This is a genomic window from Aureispira sp. CCB-QB1, from assembly GCF_000724545.1.
Lineage (GTDB): Bacteria > Bacteroidota > Bacteroidia > Chitinophagales > Saprospiraceae > Aureispira.
The window spans coordinates 64,801-81,850 of sequence record NZ_JHBV01000039.1 but is presented as its reverse complement, the minus strand read 5'-3'; the positions used below and the strand labels follow the sequence as shown (position 1 = coordinate 81,850).

General features: G+C 35.5%; 11 protein-coding genes. 7 read left to right on the top strand and 4 right to left on the bottom strand.

The window, feature by feature from the left end:
• Nucleotides 1–32: 32 nt before the first annotated feature.
• Nucleotides 33–1,136, bottom strand: a complete 1,104-nt coding sequence (locus tag CG11_RS19780) for a hypothetical protein (protein WP_052598573.1) — start codon at nt 1,134–1,136, stop codon at nt 33–35.
• Nucleotides 1,137–1,465: 329 nt separating this feature from the next.
• Here CG11_RS19780 and CG11_RS19775 point away from each other — a divergent pair, with 329 nt between their 5' ends.
• Nucleotides 1,466–1,948: a hypothetical protein gene (locus CG11_RS19775; protein ID WP_052598572.1), complete on the top strand. Its 483-nt coding sequence runs from the start codon at nt 1,466–1,468 to the stop codon at nt 1,946–1,948.
• 98 nt (nt 1,949–2,046) lie between these two features.
• On the opposite strand, the gene CG11_RS19770 is transcribed toward CG11_RS19775, so the two are convergent.
• Complete coding sequence (locus CG11_RS19770; protein WP_052598571.1) at nt 2,047–3,420, bottom strand: DUF5723 family protein; 1,374 nt, start codon at nt 3,418–3,420, stop codon at nt 2,047–2,049.
• A 327-nt stretch (nt 3,421–3,747) separates the two neighbouring features.
• Here CG11_RS19770 and CG11_RS19765 point away from each other — a divergent pair, with 327 nt between their 5' ends.
• From CG11_RS19765 to CG11_RS19735, 6 genes are all read left to right on the top strand, one after another.
• Nucleotides 3,748–7,032 (top strand): AAA family ATPase, encoded by a 3,285-nt coding sequence (locus CG11_RS19765; protein ID WP_052598570.1) that lies wholly within the window; start codon nt 3,748–3,750, stop codon nt 7,030–7,032.
• A gap of 155 nt (nt 7,033–7,187) precedes the next feature.
• Nucleotides 7,188–9,185 carry a hypothetical protein gene (locus CG11_RS19760; RefSeq protein WP_052598569.1) on the top strand — a complete coding sequence of 666 codons (1,998 nt, stop codon included), beginning with the start codon at nt 7,188–7,190 and terminating at the stop codon, nt 9,183–9,185.
• A 267-nt stretch (nt 9,186–9,452) separates the two neighbouring features.
• On the top strand, nt 9,453–10,445 hold the full coding sequence (locus tag CG11_RS19750; protein ID WP_052598567.1) for a hypothetical protein: 993 nt from the start codon (nt 9,453–9,455) through the stop codon (nt 10,443–10,445).
• Nucleotides 10,446–10,479: 34 nt separating this feature from the next.
• A complete protein-coding gene (locus CG11_RS19745; RefSeq protein ID WP_052598566.1) occupies nt 10,480–11,250 on the top strand; it encodes a prolipoprotein diacylglyceryl transferase in 771 nt (256 codons plus the stop codon).
• 86 nt (nt 11,251–11,336) lie between these two features.
• Entirely contained in the window at nt 11,337–12,734 is a 1,398-nt protein-coding gene (locus CG11_RS19740) for a radical SAM protein (protein ID WP_052598565.1), read from the top strand.
• A gap of 23 nt (nt 12,735–12,757) precedes the next feature.
• On the top strand, nt 12,758–13,033 hold the full coding sequence (locus CG11_RS19735) for a hypothetical protein (protein WP_052598564.1): 276 nt from the start codon (nt 12,758–12,760) through the stop codon (nt 13,031–13,033).
• Between the two features lie 117 nt (nt 13,034–13,150).
• On the opposite strand, the gene CG11_RS19730 is transcribed toward CG11_RS19735, so the two are convergent.
• A complete protein-coding gene (locus CG11_RS19730) occupies nt 13,151–14,926 on the bottom strand; it encodes a GEVED domain-containing protein (RefSeq protein ID WP_052598563.1) in 1,776 nt (591 codons plus the stop codon).
• 347 nt (nt 14,927–15,273) lie between these two features.
• On the bottom strand, nt 15,274–17,025 hold the full coding sequence (locus CG11_RS19725; protein ID WP_052598562.1) for a DUF4139 domain-containing protein: 1,752 nt from the start codon (nt 17,023–17,025) through the stop codon (nt 15,274–15,276).
• Nucleotides 17,026–17,050 lie beyond the last annotated feature (25 nt).

Here is a 17,050-nt window from a genome sequence, read left to right as displayed (position 1 = left end):
ATCTATTTTTTTATAATGCTTTTACCATATCACTATCGAGCAAAGAATACAATCAATGCAATAATTGCGACAATCAATAGAACTAATCCAGCTACTTTAAACCAAGATGTAGGCTTCGTTCCACTAATTTTTCCTGTCTGACCATTAACTGCAAAGTGATAGGTTTTGTCGTTGTAAATATAAGAACAAATCCAAACGGGTAAAATAATATGCTTAAAAGTCTGCCCCCAGCGCTGTACATTGATCGACAAGCCTCTTTGTGTATCTCCTCCTAAAGCTTCACTAGCCATTTCTCTCAATTGCTTTGTCATTTGTTTTTCTGCAACATGGTAACCTTCCAAAACATCCAAACTATAAATTTCTGCTTCCCAACCTACCATCAATGTATTGGAATAGTTAACTACTTTATCCAAATCAAACGGATATATGGGCGTGATTACTTTGTGAGGCAAGCCTTTGGAAGCAACAATCAATACATCGTCAAAAAAGTGATCAAAGCTACCACGATCGTATTCCCAACGTGTCTTTTTAACTTGACGGGTTTGAGATTCTCCATCACTATCGGTGTAGTGTTCTGTTTCATAATAATAATATCCCGCTTCGCCCGACCATTTCGTATAGGTCTTCGTATCGTATGTCCAAAAGGGAACATAAATGCCATGTACATCACCCAATTCAGCCAAAGTCTGTAGTTTATTGGGTTTGAACCAGCCCTCTTTTATCCAATCTTGAAATTTCTTTTTTGCCTCTTTGGCATCTACTTGAAAAGGAATAATTCCCTGTGGTTGAATTAAGTTTTTCTCTAGAGCCGATTCATTCACTTTTTCAGAACCGCAAAAGTTACAACGAACAGACACTTTATCATCCTCTATCATAATTCGAGAACCACAGTTGTTGCAATCAATTACTTTTTTATGTATTTCTTGAGGTGTAAAATAAGACATTGATTGAACAGCATGTTCTAACGACTGTTCCTCTACTAAGTCATTGGCTTGGTCATAAGGTTTGACAAAACCACAATGATCACAGTTGATTTGTTTTTTGCTAGCAGAGTAGCTCAATTCACTCCCACAATTGGGGCAAGGCAATTCCAATACACTTTCTAAAAATTCTTGATTCTGTTCGAATTCATCCATAATTGGGCAATCTATTTTATAAAATAAAGGGAGATTTTTTCAAAAAAGCTTTCTGTGCTTTTTTTGAGGCTGTTGTAGCTAATTTAGTGATTTATAATCAAAATATCCAGTGCGATTCATAAAACTTTGTCAGCAACCTGTAGCGTTAACGTTAGTTATGACAAACAAAATAAGACAATGCTCAATTCATATATTCCACCCTGTACTAATTTTCTCCTTACCTCTTAACATCCCTTAAAAAAAAATTAACATCTCTAAAACACATTCTGAGGCTTATACTTAGTAATTTGGACAAGCTTCCTATTCACTTACATAAATCACTCGTTATCATGAAAAATGCTACCTATGGAGTTTTAGCAACTGCTATTTTTTTGTGTTTTTATATGCAATTTTGGACAGTAACGCCTTCTCCTCTCTCTTCCTCTTCCACGACATCACAAGGTCAAGCCTATTCCCAAACTCCCTCTAATCGAAATGACACCTTGCCTGGAACCTATCAAACGAGCAATAGTGTCACTGGTTTTAAAGATTTAATTTTAGATTCTACCTACACTTACCGATATAGTGTATCAAAGCCTTCTGGCGAATCGGTTGTCTTGGAAGGTTCTTGGGAACTTTCATACAAAGACCAAGATCAACAGATCGTGTTACATCAACCATTGCCCAATGAAGCATGGGAAGATTTAAAAATTGCACACTTAGAAGAACATCGATTCAAAGTAACTCCCAATGGATTGAGGGATTTGTACACCCAAGAAGTTTATTTACAACTCAAAACAAATGAGTACTCTTTGGCTATTTTTAATCAATAGCATTCGTTGAAAAATTTATAAAAAAATGGCTCCTTATTCTATTAACAAGGAGCCATTTTTATGTAAGTAATCGTTCAGAAAAAATTATACAATACAGATTACTTCAATTTTTTATACAAAGGTACTCTAAAGCCAAAGTAAGCGTTGAATTTATCTAATTTATTACCTAGCGCAAATAAATCCAATATGTTGGATGACCCTACAAATACAGGCCCTGCTCTAAATCCTAAGCCCAAGTGAAAGCCTGAGTTTTGAACATAAGAAATAGGCATAGAGAAACCAAACCATTTAAAGTCATATCTTGGTGTCAACTGAAATGAATTGATTCCGACTACTTTGTAAGGATTATTTCTGTCGTACAAAGAAATTTCGCTCAAGAATGAAACATAAAATCCTTTGATGACTTTGTAATCCACAAAAAGATTCATTCTTGAAGGTGTTTGCATCAAATAACTATCTTCTCCTTGATTATGATTAAATTGGCTGGTATCTTGGATGATAATATCATTGATATTATAAAGATATTGGATACCATCAAACATATTAACATCAAATGTTGAGTTTTTAAATGTTACTGTATTAGAAGATGTTTGATCTTTGGACATTGCCACAAAACCAATGTCATGAAACGATAACCCTACTTTCAATTTATATTCTTGTTCGCTGTCTGGTCGGTATTCATAGACACCTCCAAAATCAACTGCAAACCCAAAGTTTCCACCACTAAATTGATTTTGGAAATTAGGGAAACCTCTTCCATTAAAGGCATCTAAAAATGCTTCATTTCCTCCAAAAGAAATTTGTCCTGAAGCATTAATTATCGTGTCTGAGTTATAAAACTCATAAGAAATGTCTCTTGCATGTACGTAAAAAGAACCGACACTTTGCAACAATTTCAATGCCCCTCCTACTTTTACATAATGATTATCTTTTTGGAAAATCTCAGCTCCAAACGTAACGCTATACTCATTCCAAGCCATTGCCGACAAATAAGAATAATCATCTTGATAAGAAAAACCATAATAAGTAGAATCTTCCAACCCAGAAGCACTCATTCGAATTAGGTCTTTATTAATTCCTCTTGCATTCAAAGAGAACTTACTTTTGATACCAAAGCCTATTCCCATTTTATCATTAATAGAAACTAGACCGCTTACCAAATTAATTTCACCATTAAAAGCTAAATTTGCTTGGTCGCTCCCATTATCTTTATAGGTCAATCGATCAAAAAAGTCTCCTCTTCCATTAAAAAGACTATCTTGACTAATACTAGCATAGTCGTTAACAAACGATAAATTATATCCAATAAAACTAACATCGGCTTTGAAATAAGGGGTGACAACGTTGGCGGGGTTAATCCCCAATCCAAGTTCTCCTGCATAATGAGATTCTGCTACTCCAGAGTAGATTTGTGCCTGTAGTTGGCATAAAAATGCAACAACAGCGAATGCTGTCAGTGTAATTTTTTTCATGGTTTTAGTTTTTATATAAAATTTTAAAAAATACTATTTAAGTATCTACACACTATTTTGACATCATTAAAAAATTGTTGCTCAAGGCATTAATTGACATAATATATTTTATCTAGTTGTAGACTTGCTTAAAATGCCCCCAAATGTAAATAAAAATTTGATTTATCCTTCTTTATTCTTTTATTTATATTTGTTTTAATTCATCCAGCAACTTCGCATTGGTTCTTTTTAAATCTTGTATATTTACAAAGTTGCCCTACTTAGTTCTAGTTTCTATACAATCCTGAAAAGAGAAGAATTAAGATTCTCAAATCAATAGATTATTACATGCAAAAGATAAAACTACCCTTTCACATTGTTCAACTCCAAATGGAGCATAATCCTGATATTATTACTACCCCTATACTAGATAATGGGGTGCTTTGGGTCAATATTCCCGCTCCTATGATGGCTGGAAAATTTGGCGATAGTTATCAAGATAAATTATTGGACAAAGGAGAATATGACACTTTACTGGACTATTACGTTCAAGGAGATTTCGAACAAAAGAAAGTAAACGTTCATTTCAAAGCAGGTAAATCCCAAATTGCGTTTCGAAATTTAGAGGTCACTTTTGATTACTTCATACAAACACATCACCAAGGTTTTTGGGCTATTGTTCCTGCACTGGGTGTAGAAGCGTTTACAACAGAGGAAGCCGAAATTGAAACTGCTGTTCAAGAAGCCATTCGCTTGGATTTTATGCGTAAACAACGGTTGAACTTGCTGCAAGATGTTATCTCTACCTTGTGGTTTGAAAAAACAACTCTAAGTACAGAGCTGCTAGATTTGCGTACTTATACACCTAGTGAAATTGCTTCCTTGCAAGAAGAAAAGAAAAAGGAATTATTGCCTAAAGTTGCTCAGAAAGTCTTAATTGACACTCCATCTCTTTTTGGGTATGAAAAAGAACTGACACAACTAGCCGATATTGTTACTGGTAGATACAACAAAAATGTTTTGATTGTAGGTCGTTCTGGAGTTGGAAAGAGTACTTTGGTCTGGGAACTGGCACATCAACGCAAACGCTTCAAACTTTCTCCTACTATTTGGGAAACAACTGCTTCTACTTTGATTAAAGAGTTGAGTGGAAATGTGGGTTGGCAAGAAAACTTAACGTTGCTTTGCAAAGAATTGACTCAAAGAGGTGATGTTTTATTCATTAGAAATTTATTAGAACTCTTTGAAGTTGGTCAATACCAAGGTAATAGTGTTAGTATTGCAGATTATTTGAGGGAATATATTGCACGAGGTGAAATCATTATTATTTCAGAATGTACCGACGAAGAGTTTGCACGAATAGAAGCGCGTAGTCCTAACTATGTTAATAATTTTCAAATAATTCAATTATCAGAACCACAAAGCAGTACCGCCTTAGAGTCGATTATCCTTCAGAAGGTGGAACACATTGCTCATACAGAGAAAATAGTTATTGAACACGAAGCCATTAAAGAAACCATTCGACTGAACAAACGTTATACGCCTTATTCTGGCTTCCCTGGAAAACCAATCCGATTTTTAGAGAGTATTCTTATTGGTTCTAAAGCGAAACAGAAAAAAATGCAGCAACAAAAACAGTTGTATGTTTTAAACCGAACAGAAGTTATCCAAGCATTTTGTGAGGAAACAGGAATGCCTCCTTTTATGGTAGACCCTTCGATTCCCATGGATTTGCCTTCTGTTGAGCATTTTTTTCATAGCAATGTCTTTGGGCAAAATCATGCCGTAGGTATTTTAGTTGACATCTTAGCCTCTGTCAAAACAGCGCTCTTGCGCCAAGGTAAACCCATTGCCTCCATGCTTTTTGTTGGACCTACAGGTGTTGGAAAAACAGAAATGGCAAAAGTTTTAGCGCAGTTTATGTTTGGAAGTAGGGACAAAATGATTCGCTTTGACATGAGTGAATATTCTACTCCTTATGCTGTTACTCGACTAACTGGAGAGAGCTATTTTTCAGATGGTTTACTGACTTCTGCCGTTCGACGAGAACCTTTCTGTGTTTTGTTATTTGATGAATTAGAAAAAGCACATCCTTTATTCAATGATTTGCTCTTGCAAATTTTGGGTGAAGGGCGCTTGACCGATAGCCAAGGGAAAGTTGTTAATTTCTGTAGTTCTATTATTATCATGACTTCTAATATTGGTGCTAAAAAGCTTCAAAATAATGACATCGGTTGGGTAGAAGATAAGACAGAAAAAAGAGAAGCCGAACACTTCACCAATGAAGTCCGTCGCTATTTCCGTCCTGAAATTTTTAATAGAATTGATCAAGTGGTTCCTTTTTATTCTTTGACCCAAGATGTTGTTCGATTTGTGGTTGAAAGAGAACTAGAGATATTTAAGAAACGGGAAGGAATCTTGCATAGAAACTTGGAGTTTAAACTATCTAGTGACTTGTACGACTTTTTGTGTGCAACAGGGTACAACCCCAAATATGGCGCAAGAGCATTGCAACGAACGCTTAGAGAGATTCTTATTATCCCACTAGCCCACCAATTGAATCAATATAGTTTTGATGAAAAATTAGTCATTGCTGTTGACATTCAAGACGAGGCATTAGTTATTGATATTGAAGCCGATCCTCTCAAACTAGAATTGATGCTAGAAGAGTTGACTCAAAACGAATACATGGATTTTGCCAGCGAGTTGCGTCAAAACATTGTTCAGCTCTTTGAAGGGAAATTTTATGTTCGCTTGTTGAGTGAATTGGACATTCTAAAACGTTCTAAACGCAAAAATGCCAAAGGATTCTGGGCAGATGAAAAAAAATCATTGCAGTATACCAATTTCTTGGCATTAGAAGATAAGTTTGAGCAGCATCGAAAAATTATTGAAAATTACGAGTTAGACATGGCACTAACATCAATGGGACTAGCTACTCTAAATACCACTGTTTATAAAAAAATGGAACAGTGGGAAAAGGATTATTTTGATCTTAAATTGGAATTGTATGGAATGCTTCGAGAAGACAGTGGCGGAATCTATTTAGGCATTTATGGTCAACATCCTCAACGTTTATTGCAATACTATATTGATATTTGTAAAGAAAAATCGTTTGAATGGACAGCACGTACGGTATGGTATAATGAGGCGATTTATAATAAAATGGTAGATGCTCTGGAAACAGAAGAAGAAAACGCTACTCCCAAAGTCAAAGCACGCCAATACCACAAAAAACCGTTCTCTTTGGAAGATAAAAATCGCTGGAAACCCGAGCAGAAAAAAGAACACAAAGATGACATTTTACTAGGAATTGAGTTATTAATCAATGGTCTAGGCGCTAACATCTATTTTGACCAAGAAGGTGGTTGGCATCGTATTATTAACGCAGATAATAAATATACTTATTGGGTTCAAGCAAGTCCTAACCAACAACCTACTCCTGAAGAAGTACATCGAAAAAACTTTTTCCAACAATACAAAAAGCCTAGAAGGACCTACTCTCCGACTCATCTAGAGGACACCGTATTCAAATCCCCTAAACGAGAGCTACGTCCAGTCGAGCAGCTACCACATTTAATTAAAATACTAGATCAGTTATTCAGCAAAAAATTAGATGGTCTTTTGTTTTAGTTGTAGGCTGTCAATCTAATAGACAATTAAAGTTATCTTATAACTTTATCCATACTTTTTTATACTCGCTTGCTTATTTTTATTATAAATAAACATTAAATTAGCTCTTAATTTAACATTTTTTACTTTCTTAAACTTAAACCGAACCATTCACCATGAAGTACTATTCATTGGGCATTGTCTTATGCTGCCTATTAGTAAGTATTAACACCAGTTTTGCGCAAAAAAACAAACCATTTAAAGCACCATCTAAAGAAGCATTATTATCAACCTCCTACCAAGGCGACACCAGTGTTCCTGCTGCCTACTTAAAAAAAGAATGCTATACCCAAATATCTTATTATAAAGATTTACAAGAACCAGATGGTTTTAAGGCAGATATAACGTATAGAAATCGCATTAAGATTTACAAAAACAAAGGCATAAAATATACCAAAGACAGCATTTACATCTCTATCAGTGATGATTTGAACATTGATAAGTTGTCTCGCTTGACAATTACAACTTATAATCTACAAGATGATAAAGTAGTAAAAACCATTCTTAAAGAAAAAGATTGTATCATTGACAAGCGCCATAAGGATTATCATATTATAAAATATGCTGCTCAAGATGTCTATGTAGGGAGTATTGTTGACATACAATATAGTGTCCGTACTCCGAACCTGGTTGTTCTTCCCACTTGGTACTATCAATCCTATATTCCCATTCAATTTTCCTTTTATGAATTTATGTACCCTGAGTTCATTGATTATAAAGTCACTGCAAATGGTTTGGTAGAGCTTAAAAAGGAAGAAAATAGTACGCTTATCAATTCCGATTTTAATGGCGGAGATATGAACAATCAGTACACCGAAATTAACAAACGTTTTTCGGCATCTAATGTTCCTGCTTTTAAAACCGAGCCTTTTATTGGTTCTTCGCTCAACTACATTGGTTTCTTGGATTTTAATATAGCAGGTTATCAAATTCCTGGCGGCTTTCAACAACAACTCTCTTATTCTTGGGAAGAGGTTGGGCAGCGACTGCTTCAAGGGGCTTCTTTTGGACGACACTTGCGAGAAGTTAAGTTCTTAGAGCCTGTCATCGACAGTCTAACAAAAGGATTAGAAACTCCTAAAGAAAAAGCCTTGGCGATTTTAGGGCATTTGCAAAAAAAAGTCATTTGGAACAAAAAGTGGCAAATGTATAGTGAAAAGCCGCTTCGAATGGTCTATGACAAAGGAGTTGGAAATATTAGTGATGTTAATCTCTTATTGGTAGCTGCATTAAAAAAAGCTGGCTTAAAAGCATATCCCATCATGCTCAGTACAACAGGAAATCGCTTTGTCAATCCTTTAAAACCATCCATCAGTTCTTTTAACTATGTAATTGCAGGGGTAGAACTCAAGGATCAAAAATTTCATTTTTTGGATGCTAATACGCCATTCAGCACCTTAGATTTGTTGCCTTACTATTGTTTGAGCAGTCAAGGATTGCGCTTAGGCGAATACTCCAATTGGGTTGATTTACCCAACAAAAAATTTGTTAAGAACTATGTCTCTAAAATTAAATTGACCAAGGATGGCTTGGCAACAGGAACCTTGCAATATGTTGGAAAGGATTATGGTGCTTATGAGTTGCGCAATATGTGGAAAAAAGCAGGCAATCAACTGCGTTTTTTCAAGCAATTGGAGCGGGATCATCAGGGTTTAATCATTCAATCTGGTAGTATTAAAAACATGGAAGGTAATCACCAATCGGTTGCATTGGATTTGTTAATTCGCATCAAAAACAACTATAAAATAAATGCTCAAACGGCTAGTTTCACCCCAACTTACCTAAAGGTGTTGGACGAAGCATTCTTTACGTCAGAAACTAGAGTCTGTCCCATACAATTTCCCGTATTAGAAAAGCAAAGTTTTGTTATGAGTATTGAAATTCCGCAAGGGTATCAAGTTAAATCGTTGCCTCAATCTGAGATTATTCGTTTGCCCAATAAAGCGGCACAGTATAGTTATAGCGCATCCGTTGTTGGTGAAAACATCCAAATAGTGTATAGTTATCAATTAAAACAAAGGTATTTTCCTAGTAGTATCTACCCTGAGCTAAAAGCTTTTTATGAAGCCATTCTAAGAAAACAAAAGGAATCTATTATCTTTAAGAAAACTTAGTACATTGTTTCTTAGATTAGTAGTTAGCTAATTATCATTTTTCATTTGTAATACTTCGTGTGTTTTTATAAACAATACACGAAGTATTGTTTTGTTTGCCCTGATTTAAATACAAGTATCTTTGTTGCATAAGATTTGACAACACCATCACCAATTTTCACCACAATGCCTATATTGCTTTCTTTACTCTTATTTTTAGCTCTTATTTTCCTTCTTTTTTTTATTAAAACAAGAATTCGAGCAAAGAAAATAAAACCGACCATACAATTGAACAAGGATTGGTTTCCGACAAACGTTTCGCCCTTGACACCAACAGCCTATCAACGACCTGGCGACCAGACATTTTTAACCTATCCTGAATGGTTTTTAGTTTTTAGCCCTGCCGAACAAGCCGCTTATTTTAAACAGCAGACCGCTACTCATTTTCCTTATGAGCAACACGTAGAACAATTTTGGGACAGCTACCATGCTTTGTCTAAAGCCATTGCCCCTTACTTTCCTTACAATAAGCAATACCACACAATGATCCAAGTGATTGGATATAGCACATTGATCGAGTATCGAGGCAAGCTTTTGTATGAAGGTAGTGTGGGGCGTTTAACAGACCTCATTCCTTCTAAAATGACGGCAGAAGATCGCTTTTATGCTGCTTATACGCAACGCTATGTTGATTTTATAAAAAAAGAACCTTGGTATCTTTATTCTTTTTTAAAGGAATTTCGGCAGCTTTGGTTTCAAACAACTTGCTTAGAATGGAATTGGATACGCAAGATAGAACGTCGAGTTTTTATTAGTGGTGAATTGCTTTTTAAGGCTTTTTATGGCTTTTTGTTGGGCATGGGAACAAAATCTGCTTATGGCGTTGCTGCACCAGTTACCGCTGTTGTCATTAACCAACTACCACCCGAAGTCGATCAAAACGACTTAGGTTTGGCACTTATAAAGGTACTTTCACCAGAAGCTACGTTAATCACATTGCCCCGCTATGCAGCCTTCAACCCTTCGTTATGTGCTTTGATAAAAGCGGGGGCTCGTATTATAGAGATTGCAGGAAATCGTTCAGCGATTTTACTGACCGTTGTGGTACCCCAAAACTGGGAAGCCCCACAACAGTATTCTAAAGCTATTTTTAGACAAACCATTGCCACCCATAAAACATTAGAACGTGTTGCCTTAGTCGTTCTCGTTGCTAACTTAAGTGCCTTGGTTTTGGAGTTGGAGCAAAAAGAAATTGAGATAGAGCACATTTTTGATTATTAGCCTAATAACTTTTTAAGTAATTAATAACCACCACATGGAGATAACATTTCCTTTAGTTTTTAGAATTGGTCCATTCAGCATATTGGCACATTTGGTTTTTGAAGTGCTAGGCATTGCAATTGGGTTTCAATACTTCTTGTATTTACGTCGAAAACAAAAAGACACTATTTCAGAACCCAATCGGCTTTGGATATTAGTTGGGGCAGCATTAGGGGCACTCATTTTTTCTAGATTAATTGGTAGTTTAGAAAATCCTGTTCAATTTTTTAATTCACCAAATAGACTACTCTATTTTTATTTGAACAAAACCATTGTTGGCGCCTTGTTCGGGGGCTTGATTTGTGTTGAAATCGTAAAAAAAATCATTGGAGAAAAGCGATCTTCTGGAGATTTATTTGTTTATCCCCTCCTATTGGGCATGATGATTGGTCGAATAGGTTGCCTTTCCATGGGAGTTCACGAACAAACCTACGGTCTTCCCTCTGATTTACCTTGGGCTTTGTATTTGGGAGATGGTATTCGCCGCCATCCAGTAGCACTTTACGAAATTCTGTTCTTAGGAACGCTTTGGCTATCTTTTGTTTGTATTGAAAAAAACGTTAACTTTAGAGAAGGCATTCGTTTTCAATTCTTTTTAATGGCTTATTTTATTTTCCGTTTTATGATTGATTTCATCAAGCCTGGTTATAAATTTTCTTTTGGGCTAAGTACCATTCAACTTACCTGTTTATTAGGAATGCTTTACTATAGTCGAACCTTTTATCAGTTATTTTTTCATCCTAAACAATTATTACACAATAAGTAGTCGTCCAGAAAAAACTATACTTTACAATAGGTCGCCAATTGTTTTTGAAAATTCATTTAACATTACCCTCAAGCTATATCAACCTTATGCGCAACTACATTTATTATGACCATACACAAAGCCTTTGCAATGAATGTCATCGCACCATCAACGCCAAAGTTATTTTTGAAGATGAGAATGTTTATTTAAGCAAACATTGCCCCACACACGGTCACCAAAAAGTATTAATTGCAGACGATATAGCCTATTACAAGCAAATAAGAAATTATAACAAAGCATCAGAATATCCTTTAAAACCTCATACAGAGACCAAATACGGTTGTCCGTATGATTGCGGGATTTGTCCTGATCACGAACAACATTCTTGCCTAACCTTAATTGAAATTACAGATCGCTGCAATTTAACCTGTCCCATTTGTTATGCTAGTTCTTCTCCTTCCTGTGGCAATCATCGAAGTTTGGAGGAAATTAACAACATGTTAGATGCCATTGTTGCCAGCGAAGGAGAGCCTGATGTCGTTCAAATTAGTGGCGGAGAACCCACCATTCATCCCCAATTCTTTGAAATATTAGACTTAGCAAAATCAAAACCCATCAAGCATCTAATGCTCAATACCAATGGGCTTCGAATTGGAACAGACTTTGAGTTTGCCAAACGCTTAGCAAGTTATATGCCTCGCTTCGAAATTTACTTACAATTTGATTCTTTTAAACCAGAAGCATTGTTGAAATTAAGAGGCAAGGACTTGACTAAAATTCGCCAAAAAGCACTAGACAACCTCAATCAACTCAATCTATCTACCACGCTAGTAGTAACCCTTCAAAAAGGTTTGAACGATGACGAAATTGGGACAATTATCAACTATGCATTAAAACAAAAATGCGTTCGAGGAGTGACCTTTCAACCCATACAAATTAGTGGTCGTTTAGAAGAGTTTGATCCTAGCAAAGACAGATTGACCAATACAGAAATTCGTCGCAAAATTTTAGAACAAGCACCTATTTTTAAACCCAACGACTTAATACCTGTACCTTGCAATCCAGATGCGTTGGTGATGGGCTATGCCTTGAAAGTAGCTGACAAAGTCATTCCTCTAACTAGTTTGGTTGACCCAGAAGCCTTGCTCAATAATTCTAAAAATACCATCGTTTATGAACACGATCAAGTTCTAAAAGGAAAAATATTAGACGTTTTTAGTACGGCTCAATCGGTTGATACAGTTCAAGAAGGTTTTCACGATTTACTGTGCTGTTTGCCCAATATCGTTGCTCCTGAATTAAATTATAGCAACCTTTTTAGAATTATTATCATGAATTTTATGGATGCTTATGACTTTGATGTACGAGCAATTAAAAAATCTTGTGTTCATATCGTCAATACAGATGGAAAAATAATTCCTTTTGAAACAATGAATCTATTTTATAGAAATGATGAATTAAAGCTAATATTGAACGTTCTTCGACAAGAAGTTCTGCCTAATTAACAGAAATCGACAAGCCTAGTATTATGGAAAATTCAGGAAAAATTATTGGTATCAATCTACTTCTTTTTATACTCTATACCTTACTAATTCATGCAGGTGATAATGGTGATGCAGCATTGGCGGGCGCTATTATTGCCTACATTCATGCTGGAGGTATATTCGTTGTAGGGCTTTTTATGGCTATTTTTAGCAACGACCCCAATCGTTCAAGAGGGATGTCGCTTATTTTAGCAGGATTATTAATTGCAATCATTGGGTTTTCAGTTTGTTTAGGAACATTAAGCCTCAACATTCATTAACATTCAATAGAAACTGATTTAGTAACAACGGGAAGGGCTACAACGATAGATAATCTATAAAACACACAATCTTGCTCATTGAGAACAAGATTGTGTCACAAAAACTATAAACGCTCCTTATTGTTTGATCAGTTTAAATAGTTTACTGGTATAATGAACATTCTTTATTTGTAAAAAATAAACGCCAGCAACCAAGGTAGAGACATCTACTGTCATTTTAGAAGTCGGGGACAAAGACAGTTCTTGAATAGTTTGCCCTAAGTGGTTATATAATACAACTGTCCCCTCTTTTTTTTCAATATCCAGAAACTCGATTGTAACTTGATTTTGTACAGGGTTAGGATAAACATTAATCATAGCAGTCCCTTCTTTTCTATGAATAACTTTTATTGGAGAGTAAATTGAGGTTCCTTGAGCATCTACTTGCCTCAATCGATAATAATTATCTCCTATGAATGGATATGGATCTGTACTATTGTATTTATAAGGTTGTTGAGCATTACCTTGTGCCAGCACAGTTGTCAACATTTCAAAGTTTTGACCGTCTCTGCTTTTCTCAACTTCAAAATACCCCCCATTGTTAGGAGTCATTGCCAACCACTCTAAATAAACTGTATTTTCAGTATTCATCTGCGCATCAAAAGCCATCAAATCATTGTTCAATAGAATTGTAGGAGAACAAAAAGACTGCTGATTGTTTAAGCCACCTGTTGAAGCCGAAAAACCATACATTGGCGTATTCGTTCCAAACACCGTCATCGGATCAAACGAGTAGCTAACGGTTCCATAACTGGTAGTTCCCGCAGCATTTAATATCGTAGCGGTTAATGTTCCTGGTAAGCCTGGAATCCACGTAATTCTAAAAATATGATTCAACCCATTTTCTATATTATAATCTACACCACCATCCAGCAAAGGAATTGCCGCAGGAATAATTCTAGCCCCTGTTCCACAAGTTCCTGTTGTCGGGTTTATATTTCCATTTAGCCAAATATCCAAATGATCTGGTTCCGTTCCTGAACCTGTACAAACAACACCAGGCAAGCCATCGTCTCTATCTTCAAAATTCAGATAGGTGTCAATTTCAATACATAGTGAATTGGATATATTTCCAGCCCCCCAGCCTCCTGCTGGCGTAACACACTGCAAGTTAGGATCATTCTGCACAATAAACATAATCCCATCTGCCCCTCCATTATCACTCCCTAGATTTACTGTAAAATCATAAGAAAATGGTAGTGTAAAGTTAAGTGGTGCCCCAATATCCCAAGCCATTCCCAATTGACTATTTACAGCACTAGTAAGTTGTACACAAGAAGCCCCTGTAGAGACTGCATTACCAACCAAATAAAATGCACCACTAGCAGCAGGGGTAATGATTCGCACTGAATAATCTTCTGTTTCACCTCTTGTATACGTCCCACAAGGCGAAATTGCTCCTGTTCCTTGAACGGCAACAATCCGCATTCTTGTTAGTCCTAGTGAAGGCTGTGGGCACATGCCAATAGTAAAATTAATAGATAAGGTCGCTGTTCCATTCGTTAGTCCTGTATTACCTAAATCTTCGCCAGGATCGTTGAAATCATTGTCTTGATTAAAATCAATGTATACATTGGCTGATTTATCTCTATTATTATTACAAGTCCCCAATGTCACCTCTACAGTATAACTATTGCCTAGCATCAAATCGGCAGCAGGTAAAGCAGTATAATCAGTGTAGGTTTCGCAGGGTCCTACCGAGTTTTGATTAATGGTCACGGTCTCTCCCACCAAGCGAATGTTGTCTATTTTAGAAGCATTAGAATTTGTGGAATTTGAGGAACAATATTGTCCTATTAGGGGAAGGTTTGCCCATAAACCAATTATTAAAATTAAGTAAAATTTCCCGTACATATATTTTCGTATTACAAATAACACTAAAACGATTTAGTTATTCATTAAACCATTTTTTTAGAATTGAAGCAAAATTTTATATTTTTTATTTGTCTAAAAAAGCGTACAAAACACTTAAATAGTTCCATCTAAATCGATTTAGTATTTAGTTAAAGAATAAGGATTACATACAATAATAATCAAAACAATCATTAAAACAAAATAAAACCTAAAGCAAGAAAGATATTTTAAAACAAAAAAAAAATTTAATTAAATTAATCAATATAATATTCTGTAGTAACTTTTTTTTTCACACAATACGAAATAGAGTTGAATACAGAATATTATATTGGGCAAGTCTACTCTTTCTAAAAATAACGCATCTGTTCCATTGTGCGTGATTTTTTATACTCAATTTTCACCTGTTTATCTTTCGGATATTTGATAGAAAAGCCAAATGTCAACGCTTTGTTTTGAGTGGAAGGAATCGTCAAATTCCAAGATAACACCCCTGTCTTTTCATCATAAGCAGCATTGGACTTTTCATCAACGGTAATAACAACATCTTTATCTGAAGAGATCGGAACTTGATCCAAAATTTCAATATTAATTGGCTTTGAATGATTGTTTCTAACCACTATATCATAAGCAATTGTTGCTTTTTTAGAAGTCCCCAAAAATACTTTTTTAGAAGAACCTTTTACCTTTTTTCTAGATAGAACAACGTTGGGGTCTCGACCCAACGAAACAGATAACGTATCGCTCAAATTATCAATACTCAATCGAGATTGTCCCATGTATTTCTTATTGTTATAAATATTAATAGGACCACTAACCAAATCCAAGTCCTCCCACCCGACAACTTGCGCTAATAAAAAAGCATCCTTGTCTAATTTAGGGACAGCATAATGCTTGTAAGTCGCAGGCAGTTCAAATTGCTTTATATCTACCGAATAAGGCTTTCGATCAGAAGGGATGGTATAAGGCTTTTTAATTTTAAAATCTGCATTAAACTCTGGCACTTCCAATGTTGCAGTAACCATGTTTGGGATATCTGGCTGGTTATTTCTATAACGTTCAAATTCTGCTGTATTATAATCTATTGTTTCTGAGTAATCTTTGCCCAAGATTGCTTTAATTTCATCTGTTTTGGATAACTCATAATAATTGTTTGGCTGAATTATTTGCTGTTGAATCGGAGCATTATTATTAACACTAATATCAATATTAGCAATTGTATTGATTTGGTAAGAAGACGATCCTGTCAAATTCCAGACGTTTAAAGTTGGCTGTAACATACTTTGTAAGGGGTCACCTGTCGAAAGTGTTAGTTCCACGTCATTCCAATCTACTCCTGTATTATTATAAGTCAATGCTCGGTATGCTAAGTCAATTGTACTTCCAAAATTACTGGCTTCTAAGTCATAAATTGCAGCCCATCCAGCATCACTAACAACATACCTCAAATCGAAGTCTGTTTTTGCAGCAGTTGCCGCTTCTACGACTAGATAAATTTCTGCCATTGCCCTCCTATCGGCATTTAATTCGTACAGTTGCAATTTATAATCAAATACCTGACGGCTTAATGTTGTAATACGCTTGGTTAGTCTGGTAATATTTTTGTTGATCTCAAAATTTCGTTTTCGATAAAACTCAGACATTTTTTCGAGCTCTGTCACTGTCAAATTTTGCTGTGAAGATTTCATAGAACGATTTTGCTTTAACAATGCTTGTTCTTCTTCATAAGAACCACGTTCGTTCTCCAGCAAATCTATCGCATCTCTTAATATATCCAAAGAATCGTTTAAGCGTTTGATTTTGGGGGTAGCTTGACGGCGTTCTATAAAATTCTGTTTGCTTGTAACAGAAATAACTTTTACGGCTTTGTTGGTAGCAACTTGGATTGTTTGCTCATATAGTTTAGGAGATAAATTTGTAAATACAAGATGATTTCTACCTTCTTTTAAAGGAATCGAGGTTTTTCGCATGACTTCAGCTCCTTGCAAATGCAATTTAACGGCATGAATATTGGTTTTAATAGGTATAGGAGCCTCACTTTGAGCCATTAATACAGAGCAAAAAAAAGAACAAAACAGTAACAACATTGTGATTGTTTTCATAATTTGAAAGGGAACTTTTAGTTTT